The sequence below is a fragment of the Dolichospermum sp. FACHB-1250 genome (assembly GCF_014696335.1).
Taxonomy (GTDB): Bacteria; Cyanobacteriota; Cyanobacteriia; order Cyanobacteriales; family Nostocaceae; genus Dolichospermum; species Dolichospermum planctonicum.
In genome coordinates, this window is sequence record NZ_JACJPZ010000049.1 from 1 (window position 1) to 22056 (window position 22056).

General features: G+C 37.6%; 18 protein-coding genes and 1 pseudogene. 11 read left to right on the forward strand and 8 right to left on the reverse strand.

All coding sequences use genetic code 11. The features are described 5' to 3' along the window. Positions 1-197 precede the first annotated feature (197 nt). The gene (locus H6F39_RS16040) at positions 198-680 is read left to right on the forward strand and encodes a DUF2252 family protein (protein WP_370539400.1); all 483 of its coding nucleotides are present in this window, start codon (positions 198-200) and stop codon (positions 678-680) included. Between the two features lie 127 nt (positions 681-807). Here the strand turns inward: H6F39_RS16040 and H6F39_RS16045 are convergent, their stop codons facing one another. Then, complete coding sequence (locus H6F39_RS16045; RefSeq protein WP_190397022.1) at positions 808-2613, reverse strand: N-acetylmuramoyl-L-alanine amidase; 1806 nt, start codon at positions 2611-2613, stop codon at positions 808-810. A gap of 159 nt (positions 2614-2772) precedes the next feature. Between H6F39_RS16045 and H6F39_RS16050 the strand changes: the two genes are divergently transcribed. Then, positions 2773-4410, forward strand: coding sequence for a CTP synthase (locus H6F39_RS16050; protein WP_137907255.1), 1638 nt, complete (start codon positions 2773-2775; stop codon positions 4408-4410). On the opposite strand, the gene H6F39_RS16055 is transcribed toward H6F39_RS16050, so the two are convergent. The 4 genes from H6F39_RS16055 to H6F39_RS16070 form a co-directional block, all read right to left on the reverse strand. Beyond that, on the reverse strand, positions 4407-5303 hold the full coding sequence (locus H6F39_RS16055; protein WP_137907256.1) for an ROK family protein: 897 nt from the start codon (positions 5301-5303) through the stop codon (positions 4407-4409). The genes H6F39_RS16050 and H6F39_RS16055 overlap by 4 nt on opposite strands. A gap of 44 nt (positions 5304-5347) precedes the next feature. Then, a complete protein-coding gene (locus H6F39_RS16060; RefSeq protein ID WP_168358792.1) occupies positions 5348-5509 on the reverse strand; it encodes a hypothetical protein in 162 nt (53 codons plus the stop codon). A 94-nt stretch (positions 5510-5603) separates the two neighbouring features. Then, positions 5604-6491: an ABC transporter permease gene (locus tag H6F39_RS16065; protein WP_137907257.1), complete on the reverse strand. Its 888-nt coding sequence runs from the start codon at positions 6489-6491 to the stop codon at positions 5604-5606. Between the two features lie 251 nt (positions 6492-6742). Next, the gene (locus H6F39_RS16070) at positions 6743-7570 is read right to left on the reverse strand and encodes a pantothenate kinase (RefSeq protein WP_190397023.1); all 828 of its coding nucleotides are present in this window, start codon (positions 7568-7570) and stop codon (positions 6743-6745) included. 109 nt (positions 7571-7679) lie between these two features. On the opposite strand from H6F39_RS16070, the gene H6F39_RS16075 reads away from it, so the two are divergent. From H6F39_RS16075 to H6F39_RS16095, 5 genes are all read left to right on the forward strand, one after another. Then, positions 7680-9404 (forward strand): diflavin flavoprotein, encoded by a 1725-nt coding sequence (locus tag H6F39_RS16075; protein ID WP_190372760.1) that lies wholly within the window; start codon positions 7680-7682, stop codon positions 9402-9404. Between the two features lie 181 nt (positions 9405-9585). Beyond that, positions 9586-10161 (forward strand): hypothetical protein, encoded by a 576-nt coding sequence (locus H6F39_RS16080; protein ID WP_190397024.1) that lies wholly within the window; start codon positions 9586-9588, stop codon positions 10159-10161. A 316-nt stretch (positions 10162-10477) separates the two neighbouring features. Continuing rightward, on the forward strand, positions 10478-12187 hold the full coding sequence (locus H6F39_RS16085; RefSeq protein WP_190397025.1) for a diflavin flavoprotein: 1710 nt from the start codon (positions 10478-10480) through the stop codon (positions 12185-12187). A gap of 96 nt (positions 12188-12283) precedes the next feature. After that, complete coding sequence (locus H6F39_RS16090; RefSeq protein ID WP_137907265.1) at positions 12284-13714, forward strand: DNA methyltransferase; 1431 nt, start codon at positions 12284-12286, stop codon at positions 13712-13714. Positions 13715-13739: 25 nt separating this feature from the next. Continuing rightward, on the forward strand, positions 13740-14687 hold the full coding sequence (locus H6F39_RS16095; RefSeq protein ID WP_028091570.1) for an AvaI/BsoBI family type II restriction endonuclease: 948 nt from the start codon (positions 13740-13742) through the stop codon (positions 14685-14687). Between the two features lie 103 nt (positions 14688-14790). Here the strand turns inward: H6F39_RS16095 and H6F39_RS16100 are convergent, their stop codons facing one another. Both H6F39_RS16100 and H6F39_RS16105 read right to left on the reverse strand, forming a co-directional pair. Beyond that, the gene (locus H6F39_RS16100; RefSeq protein ID WP_137907266.1) at positions 14791-15408 is read right to left on the reverse strand and encodes a Uma2 family endonuclease; all 618 of its coding nucleotides are present in this window, start codon (positions 15406-15408) and stop codon (positions 14791-14793) included. A gap of 529 nt (positions 15409-15937) precedes the next feature. Then, positions 15938-16246, reverse strand: coding sequence for an RNA-binding protein (locus H6F39_RS16105; protein WP_190397026.1), 309 nt, complete (start codon positions 16244-16246; stop codon positions 15938-15940). 511 nt (positions 16247-16757) lie between these two features. On the opposite strand from H6F39_RS16105, the pseudogene H6F39_RS16110 reads away from it, so the two are divergent. From H6F39_RS16110 to H6F39_RS16120, 3 genes and pseudogenes are all read left to right on the forward strand, one after another. Then, a pseudogene (locus H6F39_RS16110) lies at positions 16758-17210 on the forward strand (2OG-Fe(II) oxygenase); the annotation flags it as partial. 35 nt (positions 17211-17245) lie between these two features. Beyond that, positions 17246-18373 carry an AAA family ATPase gene (locus H6F39_RS16115; protein WP_190397027.1) on the forward strand — a complete coding sequence of 376 codons (1128 nt, stop codon included), beginning with the start codon at positions 17246-17248 and terminating at the stop codon, positions 18371-18373. Beyond that, on the forward strand, positions 18370-18804 hold the full coding sequence (locus tag H6F39_RS16120; protein ID WP_190397028.1) for a hypothetical protein: 435 nt from the start codon (positions 18370-18372) through the stop codon (positions 18802-18804). Before H6F39_RS16115 ends, H6F39_RS16120 begins: the two co-directional genes overlap by 4 nt. Before the next feature lie 364 nt (positions 18805-19168). On the opposite strand, the gene H6F39_RS16125 is transcribed toward H6F39_RS16120, so the two are convergent. Then, a complete protein-coding gene (locus H6F39_RS16125) occupies positions 19169-20365 on the reverse strand; it encodes a 1-deoxy-D-xylulose-5-phosphate reductoisomerase (RefSeq protein WP_190372236.1) in 1197 nt (398 codons plus the stop codon). A gap of 338 nt (positions 20366-20703) precedes the next feature. Here H6F39_RS16125 and H6F39_RS16130 point away from each other — a divergent pair, with 338 nt between their 5' ends. Then, the gene (locus H6F39_RS16130; protein ID WP_242028659.1) at positions 20704-22056 is read left to right on the forward strand and encodes a hypothetical protein; all 1353 of its coding nucleotides are present in this window, start codon (positions 20704-20706) and stop codon (positions 22054-22056) included.

Genomic DNA, 22056 nt, shown 5'->3' on the forward strand with positions numbered 1-22056 from the left:
CTCTCATTTCTTGCTTTCTGAATAATAAATTTTTTAATCATCTTGAATTCGGACTCCTTAGGAAACTTTACTTTCTCACACCACCCCCCTTTTAATGATATGTATTCTCATTAAGCTTATTTCTCTTTAATTGATCGTTAGTTATTATGTACTACTATCTCTGCTTTTTTGATCTGTGACAGTTCAGGGTGCGGAATGTGGGTTATATCATTTTGGTAGAAGGTAATGGTTCTCCCGATGAAAATTATTTACTAGATTTTAAAGAAACTCAATCCAGTTCTTTACAGCCTTATTTACCAGTTTCTCAGCCACAATGGGAAACTCCAGCTAAAAGAGTTGTCGCTATTCAACAACGTTTACAAGGAACTTCTCCAGCATTATTAGAAGCAATAAATGATAGTGATAAATCCTATCTTTTACGAGAATTACAACCAGAAGAAGATGCAGTAAATCTACAAGCTTGGGATAGAAAATTAGGGCGTTTGCAAAAATTAATTGAAACAATGGCTCAAGTAACAGCTTGGGACCAATTACGCAGTGGAGGGAGACAAGGTTCTGCAATTGCTGATGAATTAATTAATTTTGGTCAATCTTCCTGGCATAATTCTATTTTAGAATATGCAGTTTACTACTCTCAAAAAGTCAACCAAGATTTTCAAGAATTTCGTCAATCAATATAACCCACATTCCGCACCCATTCCCATACCTCCAGAAGTCAGAAACTACATTGTTCAAAGAGATAAATATCAATGTCAAAGCTGCTGCGGTGACATTTTGACACCTAGCCAAACCAGACCACCTTACCTCTTACCTCCGTGTTCTCTGTGCCTCTGTGGTTAGATAAATCTCTTTAAACCACTTAGTTATCCCCTCAGCTAAGGTACGCGCCATTTTCCGCTGTGCTTGGGGATTAACTATCTCCTCAAATTCATAGGGATTACTCATAAAACCCAACTCCAATAATACCGCAGGTGCAACACTGGGACGAGTCAAAGCTAAATTATTCCAAAATACACCATAGTTAGGTTTACGGAGATTGGTAACTACGTAATTTTGCAAAAATACCGCCATGCTGTGGGACTGGGGATGATACCAAAAAGTACCAAATCCTTTAGTATTTTCCGCATCACCATTATCCGGTAAAGAGTTATGATGGATGGAAAGAGCGATCGCTGGTTCTTCTGTATTAATAATTACCTGACGTTCCACCAAAGATAGATCTCGATCATCTTCTCTAGTCATTACCACCTTAGCGCCGCGCTTCACCAATTCATCCCGCAGCAATTTAGAAATTACCAAATTCACATCTTTTTCTAAATACCCATTTGGTCCACTAGCACCAGATTCTTTACCACCATGGCCTGGATCAAGTACAATCTTGATACCAGATAAAGGTCGGCGTTTGATCTGGGGAAAATGGGGGGGATGACGTAAAGTTAAAACTAGAGTTGTATTGTCATATCTCAGCTTATAACCCCACTGTTGGATATTTTTGAGGTTAAAGGTGTATTTCACCTGTTGAGGGCTTACCTGATGCCAATCTAGGCGAGAAATGAGGGGGTTATCATCTAGGCGAATTGTATCTGTTTGGGCAGTAGTATTGTAAAGGGTGAGAGTCAAGAAATTATTTCCCTGTTCTACACTCACAGGAACAGCAATTTCTAAAGGAAAAATCATCTCTGTGGCTGTATTTAGTTGCCGATAGCCCACACTGCGAATCACTGTCTGTGGTGCAACAGCACCTGCTATAATTTTAGTCTCTTTGCTATTAATCCAAGCGCCATAGTCTAAACGCAGCCATTCACCTTCTTTACCCGTTACCGTCGTCATAGTCCCCTTAGGTAAGGGAGTCAGTCGTGAATAATCTGTACCGGGTCCTGTGCGAGTTACGCCTAATTCTGATGTAATTTCTGCAACTGCTAACTGTGCTGGGGACAGAATTTCGATTTTTCCTAACCCAGTTTGAGTTATTCTTTGATCATTCAGTTGTAAATTAAATTCAGGTTTTCCTAAATCAGCAGCATTTGTGACTGTTGTACAACCTTGGTATTTGCTAAGACTAGAACGATTAGGCTGATTGAAACCTGTTAAAATACTCGAATTAGGAGGTAATTGTGCAAATGATGGTTGAGGTAAAAGGGCAATATTTTGATTTACTAGATTTTGATTTACCAGATTAACCCAGATAGTAGCTTGAGGCGGCGCAACTGCACTAAAACAAATTAATTCTCCTGGTAATCTGGCAATATCCACAGCAGGAGTCAAGGAGTTTTTGGCAAAGCCTAAACCTTGGGGTAACTCAGGTTGAGTAGATACCCTGTTAATTTTAAGCTCTCGTTCTTGATTTTGGTAACGGACTTTAAATATATTTTCTCCTAATTGCAAGGGAAAACTGGGGGAAAAATGCCCAGACTGGCTACGTTTAATCACTTTACCATTAATTAAAACTTGTCCTGCCGGTGGCGCAGTACCAATAAAAAATATTTTTTCTGTGCTGGTTTGGTAGTTTGTGGGGGGAAAAACTACTAAAAGTGATTCTCGCGCTAATGCAACCCAGGAGGTGAATAAAAAATTAAATAATACTAATCCTAATAATCCTAAAAGTTTTTTCATGGACAAATACAAGGGTTTTCAGAGTAGGAACTGTGGCAAAATGGGGAAGATGAAATAAAACGTCAATTCATCCCGCATACAAGCTTCTAAAATCGTCTACACAAATTCTCACTAGGGACGAAAATCTATTTTTACAAGTTACTAGCAATTGAAAATACTATGACTAAGTTTATCTTTGTGACTGGAGGCGTTGTTTCCAGTATTGGTAAAGGCATTGTAGCAGCAAGTCTGGGTCGTTTGCTCAAATCCCGGGATTATTCCGTTTCCATTCTCAAACTTGACCCTTATATTAACGTTGATCCAGGCACCATGAGTCCTTTTCAGCATGGGGAAGTTTTTGTTACCCAAGACGGTGCAGAAACGGATTTGGATTTGGGACATTATGAACGGTTTACGGATACATCTATGTCTCGCCTAAACAGTGTTACTACTGGCTTGATTTATCAGTCGGTTATTAATAAGGAACGCCGAGGAGACTATAATGGTGGCACTGTTCAAGTAATTCCCCACATTACCAATGAAATTAAAGACCGAATTGTCAGAGTTGCTAAAGAAACTAATCCTTCTGCGGTAATTACAGAAATTGGCGGTACGGTGGGTGATATTGAATCACTACCGTTTTTAGAAGCAATTCGTCAATTACGCAAGGAAGTCGGCCGGCGCAATGTTCTATATATGCACGTTACTCTATTGCCTTGGATTGCTTCAGCAGGGGAAATGAAAACCAAACCCACTCAGCACTCTGTTAAGGAATTGAGATCAATTGGCATTCAACCAGATATTCTAGTATGTCGCAGCGATCGCCCCATTCCTGTAGGTTTGAAACAAAAGTTATCAGAATTTTGCGACGTAGCTGTAGAATGCGTAATTCCTGCCCCAGACGCTCGTAGTATCTATGAAGTACCAGTAATTTTAGAACGGGAAGGACTAGCAGAACAAGTCCTTGATTTGTTGCAAATGGAACAACGTCAACCCAATTTACAAGAATGGGAAACTATGGTAGAACGAATGTATACTCCCAAATACAGCGTCGAAATCGCCATTGTTGGTAAGTATGTCCGGTTAAGTGATGCTTACCTTTCCGTAGTTGAATCCTTACGTCATGCGGCTATTGCTACCCACGGTGATTTGCGTCTGCGGTGGGTAAATTCCGAAGCCCTGGAAACTGAACCAGCAGAAAACTATTTATCCGGTGTAGATGGTATCATAGTTCCCGGCGGTTTTGGTAGTCGAGGCATAGATGGGAAAATTGCGGCCATTAAATACGCCCGCGACCGGCAAATTCCCTTTTTAGGGTTATGCTTAGGAATGCAGTGTTCTGTGATTGAATGGGCTAGAAATGTCGAAGGTCTATCTCATGCCAATAGTGCTGAATTTGATCCAAACACCAATGATCCGGTTATTAATCTTTTACCGGAACAACAAGACGTAGTAGATTTAGGCGGAACAATGCGCTTGGGACTTTATCCCTGTCGGATACTTCCCAACACTCTCGCTTTCCAACTTTATCAAGAAGAAGTTATTTATGAACGCCACCGTCACCGTTATGAGTTTAACAATGTTTACCGAAACCAGTTATTAGATTCTGGTTATTTGGTCAGCGGTACATCTCCCGATGGTAGACTAGTGGAAATAGTCGAATATTCCAAACACCCATTTTTTATCGCTTGTCAATTTCACCCCGAATTTCAATCTCGCCCCAACGCACCCCATCCTTTATTTAAAGGATTTATAACCGCTGCTATTTCTCAAACCCATTCTACTACGAATATACCAAAGCCAGTCAAAGTATCTTAATTTTCCATTATTAGCATTGTCAATGCTAATTTAGCAGCACCCACCATTCCCGCTGCATTTCCTAATTCTGCTGGAAGAATTTGTAACCCTGCGCGGGAAGTTGGTAAAACCCGTTTTTCGATTTCTGCTTGTAATGCAGGTAAGAAAAACTGAAAACTCGCGCTCACACCACCACCAATAATAATTGCCTGGGGTGTCAGCACATAGAGTAAACTTGTTAAACCTCTTCCTAAATCTCTACCATATTCTTGCCAGAAAGTCAAGGCTTTTTGGTCTCCAATTTTGGCAAGTGCGCCTAACTCCGCTGGTTCTTTGCCTGTACGGCGACGGATAGCAGCAATGGAAGTATATTGTTCTAAAGAACCTTGATTGCCACTATTGCACATTGGTCCATCAGGATTTAAGGTAATTAAACCTAATTCTGCTGCTGCTCCTTGATGTCCCACAAATAATTTACCATCGAGAATAATTGCCCCACCAACTCCAGTCCCCAAAGTCAGTAAAATCAAATTGGGGAAATTGCGGCCAGCACCTAACCAAGCTTCTCCTAAACCAGCACAATTAGCATCATTAGCCAAAATTGTCGGTTTACCAGTTTTAGCTTCTAACCAATCTGCCAAAGGTACATTATCCCATCCTACCAGATTAATAGCAACTTTGGCAACTCTTCCCGCAGCATCAGCAGGTCCAGGAGTACCTAAACCGATAGCGATAGTTTCCTGATTAGGGTCAATTTCCGCTATAGCATCTACTATAGCCGATAATACAGCTTCAGGTGTTGCAGGTTGGGGAGTATCTACAGATAAAGATTGCAAACAGTTACCATTTGCTGTAAAACGTCCCAACTTAATCCCAGTTCCTCCTAAATCAATACCAATTACTTGTTTTGTCATTAGTCCGTTATCCGTTGTCCGTTATCAATTACCTATTCCCACTTCTATTGATTTTTGCTGATAACTTGTACCTTTGCAAATGGGTATGAAGTTTTATGTACCTGTTGCCAATCTGTAATTGGACTACCTTTTAAAATACCAGATAAAGCTAAAGAAAGCACTAATCCACCTGTAGCAGCCGCAATTAATGTAATATTATCGTTCACAATCATCTCTCAGGTTATTATTTGTCAATTGTTTTTAATTCATTGTCAATTGTTGCTTATCCATTGCCAATTGTTACTTATCCATTGTCAATTGTCAATTATTCTTTCTTTTGAGACGAGGATTAACAAATTCATTTAATCCCTCACCAAGTAATGATAATCCAACCACTAAAGAAGTCATCGCTAAACCAGGAAATAGAGTAGTCCACCAAATGCCTGTAGGTAATGCTTCTAAAGCCTGTTTTAAATCATATCCCCATTCTGGTACTTCTTCAGGTAATCCTAACCCTAAAAATCCTAACCCGCCTAAAACTAAGATAGCATCTGCCGCATTGAGAGTAAATAGAACAGGTACGCTTTGAATGACATTTAAAAACAGATATCTTGATAAGACAACCCAAGTAGAAGCGCCCATTGCTTGTGCCGCTTCAATGTATACTTCAGTTTTGACGCTGACTGTATGGTTACGAACGACCCGATAATATTGGGGGATATAGGCTATACTAATAGCGATCGCTGCATTTAAAATTCCTCTTCCCACCACAAAAGCCAATGTTACTGACAGTAATAAACCTGGTAAAGTATAAATACTATCCATGAGGAATAATAGAGCTTTATCTAATTTTCCCCCCAAATAACCGCTTACCATCCCCAAAGGTACACCGATGATCATGCTCAAAGATGTTGCTAAAGTCACAACTTGTAGCGCAGCTTGAACACCAAACACACTACGGGAAAAGACATCATAACCTAAACGACTTGTTCCAAACCAGTGTTGAGCGGAAGGTGCTTGATGAATAGGGTGAGAAAGAAATTCCTTAGGGTTTTGTAACCAGCCCCAACTTTGAAAAATAGGAGCAAAAAAGGCTAAGAAGATGAAAAAGAGAGTTATACCCAGACCAATCTGCATTAATCGCTGAGATAGGCTGGGATTCTTCGTAAATTTCCAGAAATTTGGTAATTGCTTTTTTGTAATCGTCATCTAAACACCGACTTGAAAAATTTGATTAACAGTTAAACTCAACTCTGGACAACACCTGCTATATGTTTAGTTGATTATGGCATGACAGGGCGGTGGTTAGCCGGGATTTTTAGTTAAGCCTTTTCAGCTCTGCATGATCAAAAGTGGTACAGCGATTATAATCTGCTATATTAATGTCATGAGGTACACCTTTGGCGAGCAAGATGCCCGCACCACAAGATTTTTATTATTAAATTAATATCTATACCTTATCATATCGGAAACTGCTCTATTATATTTCCAATTCCCTGAAATATTAAACTATTATCTACAATTAATCGGGTTGCTATCTCTGGAAATTGTTGCTCAAGATGGTTTTTTAATAACTTACTATCACCACCAGTTATGATCATCTGACTATCAGGAAATAACCCCCACCAAGCCTCAATAAAATCTTTTATCCCACTTAATAAAGTGTAAATTACTCCACTTGCAATAGCCTCTGATGTATTCATCGCAAATCGTGGTGGTAAATTGGTGATTAAACTAGTTTCTAATAATGGTAATTGTCCCGTTTTTTGTCCTAAACTGCTCAATTGTAACCCCAAACCCGGTAAAATTGCTCCCCCAAGTAAACATTTATGACCGTCTACACCTGTAAAAGTCAATGCTGTACCGCCATCAATTACTAATGTGGGAAATCCCCAAGTTATCCCTGCACCCCATAACGCTAAAGCGCGATCAATTCCTAATGTCGGGTACATTCTCTGTAATGGTACATCTGCTAAGGTAATTAGACGCAAATAGGGGTAAATTTGCCAAAGTGCGGTTTGCTGGGGAACAACAGAAGCAAAAATCACAGGCACAGGATAATCTGGGGAAATAGGAAGAATATCCCCAGGTAAAGAAATCACTCTCAACCAATTATCTAATGTTGGAAATTGCGCTAATTGTTGGATAATAAATGCAGATGGATGAAATGTATTCCCAGTTAGGTATAGGGTTTTATCTATGAATAATCCCCAATGAACACGGGAATTACCAATTATTAATGCTAAGGAAAGATGCTGTTGATTTTTTGCAGGAGAATGATTTGCCAATGTTTTAATTTTCTTAACTGAACTATAGGTTTTTTAATATTAATTAATAATAAACCTGTGCCACAATAGGAGAAAGGCATAAATACTCAATTTATTTAGGAGGGGCGTTATGGTATTGCTCACAGAAAAGTTAAAAAAGCGTTTGACTATAAATACCATAGATATCAGTGAAAATACTACAGCGATTCGCTCTTTAGACTGGGACAGAGATCGCTTTGATATTGAGTTTGGTTTGCAAAATGGCACAACATACAACTCTTTTCTAATTCGTGGTGAGAAAATAGCCCTAGTTGATACCTCCCATGAAAAATTTCGCCAACTTTATTTTGATACCCTCACTGGTTTAATTAATCCCCAAGATATTGACTATTTGATTGTCAGTCACACTGAACCAGATCACAGTGGACTAGTAAAAGATTTATTACAACTCGCTCCGAATATAACCGTTGTTGCGTCAAAAGTAGCAATTCAGTTTTTAGAAGATTTGGTACACCAACCATTTAAGCGTAAAATTGTTAAAAATAGCGATCGCTTGGAATTAGGCAATGGCCATGAATTAGAATTTGTCATTGCTCCGAACTTACACTGGCCTGATACCATTTTCACCTTCGACCACAAAACCCAAATTCTCTACACCTGCGACGCTTTCGGTTTACATTACTGCTCAGAAAGTACCTTTGATGACGACTTAGCAGCCATAGAAGCCGACTTTCAATATTACTATGATTGTTTGATGGGACCAAATGCCCGTTCTGTCTTGTCCGCAATGAAGCGTATGGCAGAATTAACAACCATTCGCATGATTGCCACCGGTCACGGACCCCTATTATACCACAATGTGGAAGAATTGACAAGCCGTTATCGCCACTGGAGTCAAGGACAAACCAAAGCCGAAACCCCCGTAGGCATATTTTACGTCTCCGAGTACGGTTTTGGCACGCAAATAGCCCAATCTATCGCTAATGGGATTACAAAAACTGGTGTCCCTGTCGAAATAGTAGATTTAGCCAGCGTTAACGAACTACAAGAACTCCGGGAACTGGTAGGACGTTGTACAGGTTTAGTAGTAGGAATGCCTCCAGTATCAGGTAATTCTACCATTCAAGCGGCACTCAGCACCGTTTTAGGTTCCGCCAAAGAAAAACAAGCCATTGGTATTTTTGAAACCGGTGGAGGAGATGATGAACCTACCTATCCCATATTAAATAAATTCCGGGCTTTAGGCTTAAATATCGCTTTCCCCGTCATTGAAATTCGGGAAACACCCACAGCCAACACCTATAAAAAGTGTGAAGAAGCGGGTACAGACTTAGGACAATGGGTGACAAGAGATAAAAGCATCAAAGCCATGAAATCTCTTGCGGCTGATTTAGATAAAGCCTTGGGCAGAATTAGCGGCGGTTTATATATTATCACAGCCAAAAAAGACGACGTATCCAGCGCCATGTTAGCTTCCTGGGTCAGTCAAGCCAGCTTTAAACCCTTGGGATTTTCCATCGCAGTCGCCAAAGATCGAGCGATAGAATCACTGATGCAAGTAGGCGATCGCTTCGTTCTGAATATACTCGAAGAAGGCAACTATCAACCATTAATGAAACATTTCTTAAAAAGATTTGCCCCCGGTGCTGATCGTTTTCAAGGAGTGAAAACCCAACCTGCGGAAAATGGCGCACCTATACTTACAGATGCCCTAGCTTACGTAGAATGTGAAGTAGTCAGCCGCATGGATTGTGGTGATCATTGGGCAGTATACAGCACAGCCTACGCCGGTAGAGTATCAAATCCCGATGCCATGACAGCCGTACACCACCGGAAAGTCGGGAATCATTATTAAAACCCCACCCCTAGCCCCTCCCCGCAAGTGAGGAGGGGGATAAGAGGGTTTTGTCTGGGTTAAAAACTATGACACAAAAGTTAGTTATAGATGAAGATTTGTCACGGAAGTGTTGTTATAAACAAAAGCAATATATAAGTATTCTTGTGGAACAATCCTAACTATCAGGAAAACAAACTCTATGAAAACAAAATCTTTGTCGAAATCTTTTTTGCCATTAGTTATTAGTAGTGCTGTTGCTGGTATCATCTCCAGTATTGCATCTCCAGCACAGGCTATTGTAAAGACATGGAACTGGAGTTACGGATGCACCAGCTCTTGTGAGTCTGGCTTTACTGGTCAATCTAGCGGAAAATTAAGTGTTGAGAATAATAAAATAGTAGCTTTTAGTGGTATCAGAATGGGTTATCAGATAACCGACTTCAGTATAGTAAGCGAGCCTTGGTTGGGTCGGGATAATGGATGGTTTAATACCTTGACTTACCATACGACAAGACCGACCGAATTTGGTCCTGAAACAGTCGTATGGACGAAACTTGGTTCTGGTTATTTTTACGAGGAAGATACACACTACCATCATGTGTATCGGTCGAATGGTTTCTTCGATGCCTCCCCTGTCCCTGTTCCCTTTGAAACCTCTCCGTACTCAGTATTAGTAGGCTCTTTAGCCCTGGGTGCAATGGTTGCAGCTAAAAAAGCTAAACAAAACATAGCATTAAAAACCCGCGTTGCCAAGGCAGTGGAGACGATTAGCTAGGATAAATTTTTCCACCTAAAATCTGGGAAAAACTAATAGATTAGACATATCCGGGAAATATGTGGTTTCCAAAACCGTTGTAGAGACCTTCCATGGAACGTCTTTACATTCTTTCTTAGTAAAGCCGACCTGAACTCTGGGAAAAACTAATACATTAAATTAAGTCAAATAGCAACAGCAAAATATGAAAAATTATTACGTACCCAATCCTAATTCTTGTCCTCCCTCCTCGCTTGCGGGGAGGGGGTTAGGGGGTGGGACAAGTGGGAAAAGAGAGAAGTAGAGTTATGTTCAGAAATCAAGGAGATAAAGTATCATGTCAGAAACTAAACCCCGTGATGTACAAATATTGCCCATTGGTACAGATACCATAATATTGCGATCGCGCAGTTGGGCCAGATTAAGATTTGAAATTGAATATGCTTTAGCTAAGGGAACAACGGCTAATTCTTATCTCATCCAAGGCGATAAAAATGCCCTTATTGACCCCCCTGGCGAAACTTTTACCGAAATCTACCTCCAAGCTTTACAACAGCGGTTTAATGTCAAAAATCTCGATTATGTGATCCTTGGTCACGTTAACCCTAACCGGGCTGCGACGTTAAAAGCTTTACTGGAAATTGCTCCTCAAATTACCTTTGTTTGTTCTAACCCCGGAGCGATAAATTTACGCGCTGCTTTGGAAAATCAGGATTTATCAATTCTGGTTATGCGGGGGGAAGATACCCTTGATTTAGGTAAAGGACACCATTTACAATTTATTCCCACTCCTAACCCCCGTTACGCTGACGAACTTTGTACCTGGGACCGGCAAACAGAGATATTATTTTCTGATAAACTATTTGGGGCGCATATTTGCTCAGACCAGGTATTTGATGAAGGTTGGGAGGTGTTTAATGAGGATAGACGCTATTATTTTGACTGTTTAATGGCACCTCACGCTAAACAAGTCGAAACAGCTTTAGAGAAATTAGCAGATTTGTCCGTGCGAATGTACGCTACGGGTCATGGTCCAATTGTGCGCTATGGTTTAATTGATATTACCAAGGGTTACAGAGAATGGACTAAACAGCAAACCTCCGCTGATATGACCGTGGCTTTAATTTATGCCTCAGCCTATGGTAATACTGCAACTTTAGCACAAGCGATCGCTCGCGGTATCACTAAGGCTGGTGTGAGTGTCGAGGCCATTAACTGCGAATTTACCGAACCCGAAGAAATCAAAGCTGCTGTGGAAAAATCCGCCGGTTTTGTCATAGGTTCTCCCACCTTAGGAGGACACGCACCCACACCGGTGCAAACAGCTTTAGGAATAGTCCTCTCAACTGCGACTAATAATAAATTAGCGGGGGTATTTGGTTCTTTTGGCTGGAGTGGGGAAGCGGTTGATTTAATTGAAAGTAAACTTAAAGACGCAGGATACAGATTTGGTTTTGACACCATTCGCGTCAAATTCAAACCCAATGAAGTCACCTTACAAACCTGCGAAGAAGCGGGAACCGATTTTGCTCAAGCATTGAAAAAAGCGGCGAAAAGATTAGTTGTAGCTAAACAACCTGCTACAAATGTAGAACAAGCCGTGGGGCGCATAGTTGGTTCTTTGTGTGTAGTTACAGCAACTCAAGGAGATGTTAAAACGGGAATGTTAGCTTCTTGGGTGACACAAGCTAGTTTTAATCCGCCAGGTTTAACTATTGCGGTTGCTAAAGACCGGGCTATGGAAAACATGACGCACACCAATAACAAATTTGTCGTTAACATCTTAGCGGAAGGGAGAGAAATCCGTAAGCAGTTTATGAAGGTTTATGCTCCCGGACAAGATAGATTTGCGGGTTTAGACATTCAAGAAGCCAACAATGGAGGTATTATTATCAATGGTGCTTTAGCTTATCTAGAATGTTCCGTACAAAGTCGCATGGAAGCTGGTGATCATTGGTTAGTTTATGCGACTGTTGATGATGGTAAAGTCTTAAATCAAGATGGTGTCACAGCGATACATCATCGCAAATCAGCGAGTTATTATTAACACCTTACGTCTTAGCCCCTCTAGGATTAGATAGAGGGGTAATTTTTTTACGCTATGATGTAAAATGTCTGCTAATATTTTTGATCACTTTAAATAATGCTTGATTTTCAACAATTAGAACCTCAAATACCAAATCATCAAACACAAAATATTGAAATTGAACATATTAACACCCAAATATACCAGCACTTTGCTGATAAATTCTGCATAGAAGATGTTCTCAACCGGAAGATTGTTAGTTTTCAGGCTAATAAACTTAAACCTATTTACCGATGGTACAAATATAAAGAAGCTTTTTCTGCTTCATTGGTAGAATATTTACTAGATAAATATATAATCGAATCTGGCGAAATATTAGACCCTTTTGCTGGTAGTGGAACAACTTTATTTGCAGCTAGTAATATAGGATTAAATGCTGATGGAATTGAATTACTCCCTATTGGAAAAGAAATTATAAATACTAGGCTCATCTTAGAACAAGAATTTACAGCAGATGATTTCACAAAAATTTTATATTGGTCTAAAAATTGTCCTTGGGAGAAATCAAAGACTCAACAAAATATTCAAGAAATAAAAATTACGACAGGTGCATATCCTCAAGAGACATTAAACGAAATTCAAAAATATATCGGTGCTTACCAAAATGAAAATTGCAGAGTCAAGCAAGTATTACAATTTGCACTATTATGTGTTTTGGAAGCAATTAGTTACACTCGCAAAGATGGGCAATATTTACGTTGGGATTATCGTTCTAGTCGTCAACAAGGTAATATACCTTTTAACAAAGGAGAAATTCTCAGCTTTAAACAGGCAATTAGTATTAAAATTACGGAAATTTTAGCAGATATTCAAACTGGTAGTCAACAAGGTGAACTTTTTCCCAGTAAAACTAAACAAGGTGGGATTCGTTTGTTTACAGGTTCTAGCTTAGATATAATGCCACAATTGCCAAATTCTTATTATGATGTAATTCTTACTTCTCCTCCTTATTGCAACCGTTATGATTACACTAGAACTTATGCTTTAGAACTCGCTTTGTTAGGAGTAGGACAAGAGGAAATAGTCAATTTTAGACAACAAATGTTAAGTTGTACAGTTGAGAATAGACCGAAAGATCTATTAGCAATTAATTCTCAATGGTCAAATGCTATTTTGGCTACAGATAAACAGAAATTACTCCAAGTTATTTTGCAATATTTGGAAGAACAAAAATCCAAAAAACAATTAAATAATAATAGTATTCCGAGAATGGTAAAAGGTTATTTTTATGAAATGGCTTGCATAATTTATGAATGTTATCGAGTCATGAAACCACAAGGGCTGATGTTTATGATTAATGATAATGTGCGTTATGCTGGTGTGAGTATTTCAGTGGATATGATTTTATCGAATATAGCTGAGTATCTGGGATTTAAAGTAGAAAATATTTTAGTTTTACCCAATACTAAAGGCAATAGTAGCCAGCAAATGGGGCTACATGGACGTGATGCACTGAGAAAATGCGTTTATGTTTGGAGAAAAGTTTAATTTCATCAAATTAAGGTAATTAAAATTGGCATATAAAAATCATTTAAATACAGGTCTTGATTTAGTAACAGCTTATGAAAAAACTAGAGCTGGTTTTGTTGCTTTAGCTATTGAAAGAAACCGTCGGGCTACACCATTGATTGATCAAGCAAGAGTATTAAAAACTATTGCTTCTCAAGTTAATAGTCCTGCTGATTTAATTAATCTGGTAGAAATACAACCTGCTTTATTAGCTGCATCTGGAATTTCTGATAAAGCGAGAGGTTATTTACAGCCACAGGATAAAATACAAGCTATCCAAGGATTAATTAAGGAGTTTTTAGAACCAGCAGGTTCAGATTTTATAGAAGAATTAGTTTATAGATTTTTGTTAACAAGAGGAGATACGCTAGGTGGTTCAATGAGAAATGTGGGTGGAGTGTTAGCACAGCGTAAATTCACTCGCGCAATTTTGGCTAATCTTGCACTTGCTAATATTTCTTATTATTGGTTACATTCTACAACTAAAACATGGATTCCGATGACAGAAGAAGATGCAGGAATAGATTTATATGTGAAGGGTTTAAGTTGGTCTATTGGCAACAAAAATAGAACAATAATTTATAATATTACAGTTCCTTTAGTGAAAAGTAATATTGATGTTTGTCTTTTCAACTGTGGTTATCAACAAATTTCTCCAACAATTTATAAAATTCCCAATCTTTATATTACACTGGGAGAATTAAAAGGAGGAATTGATCCTGCTGGTGCTGATGAACACTGGAAAACAGCGAGAACTGCTTTATCTCGAATATGGAAGGCATTTTCTCAAGTTGATTTGTCACCACATACATTTTTCATTGGTGCAGCTATTGAAAAACGTATGGCTGAAGAAATATGGAATAATTTAGAATCTGGTAAATTGAGCAATGCTGCTAATATGACAAATGATACTCAAGTTGACTCGATCTGTCACTGGTTAATCAGTTTATAGGATTTCCCAGAATACAAGCCATTTTATCCGATCTTGTCCTGCCACTTGAGGCAGGGCCTCATCAACTGCATTCCTAGTCTCTGACTAGGAACAAGAGCAAGGTTTAATCAAAATTACCAGCTTTAAAAATTTGTTCAGCAGTCAACTTTAATTCTGGGAAAGTTGATGATAGGATCAATTCACTACCTGTAAATTGACTAACTTGGTATTCTCCCTCTATCAGTTGATGAATGGAAATAGTTGGTTGTTTAGGACTACCAATAAACCTTTTACTTCCCAGTGCTAAATAATCCACAATCCAATATTCAGGAATACCTAATTTTTCATAATCTCCCAGTTTTTTATAATAATCATCTTGCCAATTTGTACTCACAACTTCAATAACTAAAGGAATAGAATCAGGGTCAGAAATTACTGCTGATTTTCTCCAGTTTGGGTCATTCGCTAAAATGTTTCTATTGATTACTAACACATCTGGTAAATAACTAGATTCGCTTCCTGGTGGTTTAACAAAAGTAGTTTTTGGGATTCCATAAGGTAGATTCAAGGGTAAATACTCAGCCGTGATTCTCTCAGCTAAAAAGCAAATAATATCTTCATGAAAACCTACCGGTGGATTCATTTCAACTATTACTCCATCATGTAATTCATAGCGTCCCTTATCAGGTAGCCATTCTATAAATTCTGCAAAAGTTACTATTTTTGGTAAGGCTTGAAGCATAATTTACTTACCTTTGTAAATTCAAAATTCTTCAAATTGCAGCGACTCCTAGAGGGAAGGATGGTTGTAAGCGAGTAGAAATAAGTCTAATCTCATTATTATATTGTGTATATACAACCACTAATATTTGACCAAGAGCATCCATTTTCCAAATTTAATCATGTTTTATTTTAGTTATTTTAGTTATTTTAGAATTGCTCGTTCCCGATTTTATCATTGAACTTAGATCAAAAACCGATAGACTCAAAACTGTTGATTAACCCTGCCAGAAAAAATGCAGGAATATATATATAAATAATGGTTTAGAATTGGGCTGGTTAATTGACCCCCAAAATCAATAAGTAGAAATTTACAGAGTGGAAAAACCTGTATAAATTGTTCAATTTCCCGTATTGCTTTCTGGAGAAGACCTATTACCAGGATTTGAATTGCCAGTTGAGAAAATTAATAGCAAAAAACTACCCACCCCGCTAACGGAATAGGTAATTTTTTTAGCATTTAATAACTAAAAGTCTCAGCTAAATTCTGCTTAGTAACGGTTACGTGAACCGCCACCACCGTAGCCACCACGACCACCAGCAGAAGGACCTCTGTCTTCTTTGGGTTTTGCCTTGTTCACTTTTAAGTCACGTCCCATCCATTCTGCACCATCAAGAGCTTCAATAGCAGCGGCTTCTTCAGCTTCAGTACCCATTTCTACAAAACCAAAGCCGCGCAAGCGACCTGTCTCACGGTCTGTAGGAAGTTGAACACGTTTCACAGCACCGTACTCTGCGAAAACTTGACTGAGAGCATCTTGTGTAACTTCATAAGAGAGGTTACCCACGTAAATTGACATAGAATATTTCCAAAATCATAAGATTGTAGAGATTTAGATTTCGGAGAGAAGTCTGTATATACCAAAAGGGAAAGCCTGTCAATACTAACAACAAACATTACTGCCGAATTAATTTCCACTCTCTCATCATTACACAAAAAATCGTAATTGTGCAAAGAAGTTTAAAAAATGTTATAAAAAGTAATATTTACTATTTATGAGCAGCCATTAATTAACTTTCCCCCCGCAACTCAACCTTAAACCTAAGCTTATCGCGGCTTTTCCAAATATTGACCAATCTGAAATGTTTACCAGCGCTGAAAATAATGCTTTTATGGTGCAATATTTAATACCATTTATTTTAATTTATTCCTCAAATACCGAATTATTGCCTTGAGTTCGCCAACAAACAGTTTAACACAGGGTTTTAGGATTGGTTGACACTTGCGCGTCTTTAGTCACCTAAATGATAAAAATTTATTGAAACCATTATCAGTAGGGTTTGCTAAAAAAGTTGTCTGTGGAGGTAGGCAAAGTTATCCAAAAATTCCCCTATTTTAAGCCTTATTTAGATTTTGCGCTTTTACCTAATTGTAATGCTTTTTATCTGAATCCTTTATTATTGAAAGCAGGTTCTCGCGTTGATCTCCATATTGATCGGTCTTTGCGTTCCTATTGTAAAACTGTTGAACCTCCCGCATTTGTAAGCGTGCTTTATGTGCGTGTACCAGAGGATATGCAAGGGGGAGAATTAGTGCTAAAATCGCAAAAACGCCAAGTTGGACAAATTAAACCCCAAACCAATTGTTTAATTTATTTTCAGGGTGATTTAACTCATTCTGTGAATGCAGTTACAACTGTGGGAAATCGGTTAAGTCTTGTGTGTGAACAGTATAGTTTGAGTGAAGATGAACCTGAGGAAATACCACAGTTTACATTAAAGTCGAGGGCTAATCAAGGGAATGGGAAAAAACAAAGGAAGTAAGTTATAATATCAACAATTTATATATTGTTTAAGTTATGAAAATCATTTCACTGCGACTCAAGAATAATTTTTTAGGTTGGGATTTTGATGAAGTTGATTTTTCATCAAATTTAACTCTTTTGGTAGGTGTTTCTGGTGCAGGTAAAACTCAAATTCTGCGGGCGATTACTGATTTAAAGCGTATTACTAATGGAGGAGCAATAAATGGCTTTGAATGGAAAATAAAATTTTCCACTGTCAATGGTACTGAATTTATCTGGGAAGGTAGTTTTGATACTATTGAAACTGATGATCTAATTATTGATGATAAAGATGAAATAGAAAAACCATCATTAGTTCATGAAAAATTAACTTCAAAAAATAAGATTTTAATTGAACGAACTCAAGAAAAAATAATTTTTAATGATCAAGAAATGCCCAAGCTTTCTTCACATCAATCAATGATCTATATATTGAGAGAAGATAGTATTATTCAAGAAGCTTATGATGCTTTAAATAAAATAGAGTATCATGATCACACAAGAAGCTGTGGATTCCGTATATTATCTAATAAACCTTTACACTCTCTCACAAATAAATACACAACTTTAGAGAATATAGTAAATAGCCATGAAGATATTCTAACTAAACTATATCTGACTTATTTTCATAAATTAGAGGTTTTTGATAAAATTAAATCAAGATTTATAGATATCTTTCAACAGATAGAAGATATCAAAATTGACATTGAGTTTTTAGGCAAAAACAATCAAGTAGAAAGTTCTCTTACTTATATTATTATCTTTATCAAAGAAAAATCTGTCCCAAAATGGATTAAACAAAATAGAATTTCTTCAGGTATGTTACGGACACTTATTCATATTAGTGAAATATATCTTTCAACTCCGGGAACTGTAATATTAATTGATGAATTTGAAAATAGCTTAGGGATAAATTGTATTGATATATTAACTGATGACTTAATTCATGAAAATAAAAATTTACAATTTATAGCTACCAGTCATCATCCTTATATTATCAATAATATTCCTTATGAATATTGGAAAATCGTTACTCGTAAAGGTGGACACATTAATATTCGTAATGCGTCAGATTATCATTTAGGTAAATCTAAACAAGAAGCATTTCTTCAATTAACTAAAATTCTCGAAAAACAATTATGAATTTCTATTTTGTATTTGAGGGGAAAACGGAAGCGATTGTTTATAAAAAGTGGTTATCTGTACTTCTTCCAAATTTAACGGAAGTGGATAGTTTTGATACTGTCAGTCAGAATAACTATTATTATGAAAGTGATATGGGTGTTCCTGACTGTTACCGAGTTGCTGCTAATGCTATTCAAGAAATTAACGAAGTACCAAAATATGACTACTTGGTGCTATTCACAGACGCAGATAGGTTGACTATTTCCGAGAAAAAAGCAGAAGCATTCGAGAAAATTAAACTCAATTTACAAAATAAACCTTTTCAAACTTTACCAGAAGATTGTCAATTAGAAATTATTATCCAAAAAGTTTGTAAAGTTTGTATTGAAACTTGGTTTTTAGGAAATAGAAACTTTTTTGTTAGAAACCCACAAAACAACGAAATTTAAAAAAAATATATCAAGTATTTTGATGTCAGTCAAAGTGATCCTGAAGATTTAGCAAGTGAGTTTGAACAAAACGAAGAAAATACACGAGAGATTTTTGGATATAAAACAAAAGCTTTATTTCATGAAGGTTATTTGAGAGAGATTTTCAAAGAACGTAATTTATCCTATAGTAAATCTAGACCAAAAGAAGTACAAGAAAAATTTTATCTTGAACAATTATTAACCAGAATTAAAACAAACCCAGATCATTTACATAGTTTTCAAAAGTTCATAGAATTTTGCTCAAAAATAGATGTGCAAGAAAATACATAAAATATAATCCTACACTAATCCTATTCGGTGCAGTGTAGGACTATCATAACTTTTAACCTACCGAGATTATTTGTGGTCGTGTTGCTACTTTTTCCATGGCCGCAAAAACTTCTTTTCTAGCCCATTGATCTGCGTTTAAAATGTCATCTAAAGTGGGATTTTGTTGGTTATCATGTTGATGGCGATCGCAGACAAATTCGATACATTTAGGAATATCTAAAAATTGAATTTTCTCATCCAAAAATAACGCTACAACTTGTTCATTTGCCGCATTTAATACAGCCGGCATAGAACCACCAGCCCTACCAGCAGCATAAGCTAAACGCATACAGGGATATTTTTGATGATCTGGTTCACGGAAAGTTAAATCACCAGATTTGACTAGATTCAATCTTTCCCAATTAGTGTAAATTCGCTCTGGCCAAGATAAAGCATAAAGCAAAGGTAAACGCATATCTGGCCAACCCAGTTGGGCTAAAACTGAAGTATCTTGTAATTCTATTAATGAGTGAATAATACTTTGGGGATGAATGACAATTTCGATGTTGTTATAATCTACCCCAAATAAATAATGAGCTTCAATGACTTCCAGACCCTTATTCATCAAAGTTGCAGAATCTACGGTGATTTTTCGTCCCATTGACCAATTAGGATGTTTAAGAGCATCCGCAACTTTTACCGTTGCTAATTTTTCTACAGGCCAATCTCGGAAAGCACCACCGGAAGCGGTAAGTAATATCTTCCGTAACCCATCTTTGGGAACACCTTGGAGACATTGGAAAATGGCGGAATGTTCGGAATCTGCTGGTAATAATTTCACTCCGTGTTTTTCTACTAAAGGTAAAACTACGGGAGCGCCAGCAATCAGAGTTTCTTTATTGGCTAAAGCAATATCTTTACCAGCTTCAATGGCGGCGATAGTCGGTAATAAACCTGCACAACCAACAATACCAGTAACAACGGTTTGAGAATCGCCATAACGAGCAACTTCTATCACTCCCTGCTCTCCAGCCAGTAAAATGGGTTGGGGATTTAAATCTTTAATGGCTTCTTTGAGTTCTGGTAATTTATCAGCAGCGGAAATGGCGGCGATTTCCGGGCGAAATTGGCGAATTTGCGCCGCAAATAACTCCACATTCCTGCCAGCAGCTAATCCAACAATGCGGAACTTATCTGGGTGTTCACAGACGATATCTAGGGTTTGAGTACCAATTGAACCAGTAGAACCAAGTAGGGTAATGGCTTTCACAATTTTTTAAGAATTAATAGATAATTTTAACTATAAATGCCTTGGGACTCGTTGATCAGGGGAATTTTTACAATCATCAGACTTACTGACCAATTGCAAATTGTAGGTATATTTAGATAAATCTACATGATATGATTTTAATCATAATTAAACGCATATAAAAGCAGATAAACTCTGATAAAATCAGATACATGAATGGATTTCATGATTCCGTGCAGTTTTAGATGAAATTGGTATTAATGTTACATTAATTAATCTCTATGACAACCTTTGCTATTTTCGCCATTAATGCTTAACATTACTTAAAAGTAACATCAAATTAGGAAAAACAAAAGCCTATGGTTAAAGCACAAATAGCGATCGCTTCTCTTCGAGACGCTGCCCGTAGCTTGCCTATAATCGCTACCAGCATCGCTAAATTTATTTGGACGGATGATTTCTTATTTCCCGCTTCTATGTGGTTTTTAAGTCGTCTATTGGTGGGGATTTCTATGTTGCTGATTGCTCCCAATCTCCCCCCATTACCAGATGGAATTACGCCCCATTTGGGCTGGGAGATTTTTAATGTTTGGGATACTGTACATTATCGGGCGATCGTTACTGAAGGGTATGAATTTGTTGATGATGGTAAACAACATAATTTAGCATTTTTCCCCCTGTTTCCTGTCAGCATTTTTATGTTCATGAAATTGGGTTTTTCCTTTGAAATAGCTGGATTAATCATCAATAATTTAGCATTTTTAGGTACAGTTTATTGTTTATATTCTTGGGTAAAAAAACAATGTGGCATCAGTGCAGCCCATTGGACAATTGCTGTCATAACTTGTTGTCCCATGTCTTTATTCACAGGAGTAATTTACACAGAAGGTTTATATTTGTTATTGAGTACAATAGCTTTACGTTCCTTTGATCAAAAACAATATATTTGGACAGCAATTTGTGGAGCAATGGCAACAGCAACACGCCCCACAGGCATGGTATTAATCCCCGCATTTTTAATCACAGCTTGGCGACAGAATAAACCACCAATTGCCTATATAGCAGGTTTATTATCCGCTACAGGTTTATTAGTATTCAGTGTGTATTGTGGGCTAAATTTTGATAATTTTTTAGCCTTCATTGCTGCACAAAAAGGGTGGCGGCCTTCCTTAGGTTTTGATTGGGAAGGTTGGTTAAATATGTTTATGCAAATTCCTTTTGGCAACAATTGGTATTTTGGTTGGGTAGAAAATGATGAAGGTGGAGTTAAAGACTTTTGGTATCCGCTGTTTTTTAGTTTAATTGTCATTAGTTCTTCTTGTTTATTCTATTGGCGTAAATATTTCCATCCCCAGATATTCCGTGCTGCTTATGTCATAGTCATATTATTATTAATAATTGCAGACCAAGGATTAATAAATAATTTGCTCAACCTATCTATGATATTAGGTAGTAGCTACCTGTTATGGTATTTCCGTCAGCAACTAACTCCCATTATGGTAGTTTATGGTTTTTGTGGTATTGGTTTACTTTTAGCTTCTGGTGGGACAATTTCTTTAAGTCGTCTTGCTTATGGCATTGTACCTCTGAGTGCAGCTATAGGTGTCTGTTTGTCTCGCTATCCCCGTCAAGCTTATTTATTGATGGGTATATTTATCACTTTGTTAAGTAAATTAGCAGTGGGTTTTGCCCAGGAAATTTGGGTTGGTTGA

What these genes read in the sequence shown, in the direction of transcription:
- H6F39_RS16080 (WP_190397024.1), top strand. Translation starts at nt 9,586, where the DNA reads ATGAAAACAAAATCTTTGTCGAAATCTTTTTTGCCATTAGTTATTAGT.
- H6F39_RS16055 (WP_137907256.1), bottom strand. Translation starts at nt 5,303, where the DNA reads ATGACAAAACAAGTAATTGGTATTGATTTAGGAGGAACTGGGATTAAG.
- H6F39_RS16100 (WP_137907266.1), bottom strand. Translation starts at nt 15,408, where the DNA reads ATGCTTCAAGCCTTACCAAAAATAGTAACTTTTGCAGAATTTATAGAA.
- H6F39_RS16065 (WP_137907257.1), bottom strand. Translation starts at nt 6,491, where the DNA reads ATGACGATTACAAAAAAGCAATTACCAAATTTCTGGAAATTTACGAAG.
- H6F39_RS16085 (WP_190397025.1), top strand. Translation starts at nt 10,478, where the DNA reads ATGTCAGAAACTAAACCCCGTGATGTACAAATATTGCCCATTGGTACA.
- H6F39_RS16050 (WP_137907255.1), top strand. Translation starts at nt 2,773, where the DNA reads ATGACTAAGTTTATCTTTGTGACTGGAGGCGTTGTTTCCAGTATTGGT.
- H6F39_RS16120 (WP_190397028.1), top strand. Translation starts at nt 18,370, where the DNA reads ATGAATTTCTATTTTGTATTTGAGGGGAAAACGGAAGCGATTGTTTAT.
- H6F39_RS16115 (WP_190397027.1), top strand. Translation starts at nt 17,246, where the DNA reads ATGAAAATCATTTCACTGCGACTCAAGAATAATTTTTTAGGTTGGGAT.
- H6F39_RS16045 (WP_190397022.1), bottom strand. Translation starts at nt 2,613, where the DNA reads ATGAAAAAACTTTTAGGATTATTAGGATTAGTATTATTTAATTTTTTA.
- H6F39_RS16075 (WP_190372760.1), top strand. Translation starts at nt 7,680, where the DNA reads ATGGTATTGCTCACAGAAAAGTTAAAAAAGCGTTTGACTATAAATACC.
- H6F39_RS16105 (WP_190397026.1), bottom strand. Translation starts at nt 16,246, where the DNA reads ATGTCAATTTACGTGGGTAACCTCTCTTATGAAGTTACACAAGATGCT.
- H6F39_RS16090 (WP_137907265.1), top strand. Translation starts at nt 12,284, where the DNA reads ATGCTTGATTTTCAACAATTAGAACCTCAAATACCAAATCATCAAACA.
- H6F39_RS16130 (WP_242028659.1), top strand. Translation starts at nt 20,704, where the DNA reads ATGGTTAAAGCACAAATAGCGATCGCTTCTCTTCGAGACGCTGCCCGT.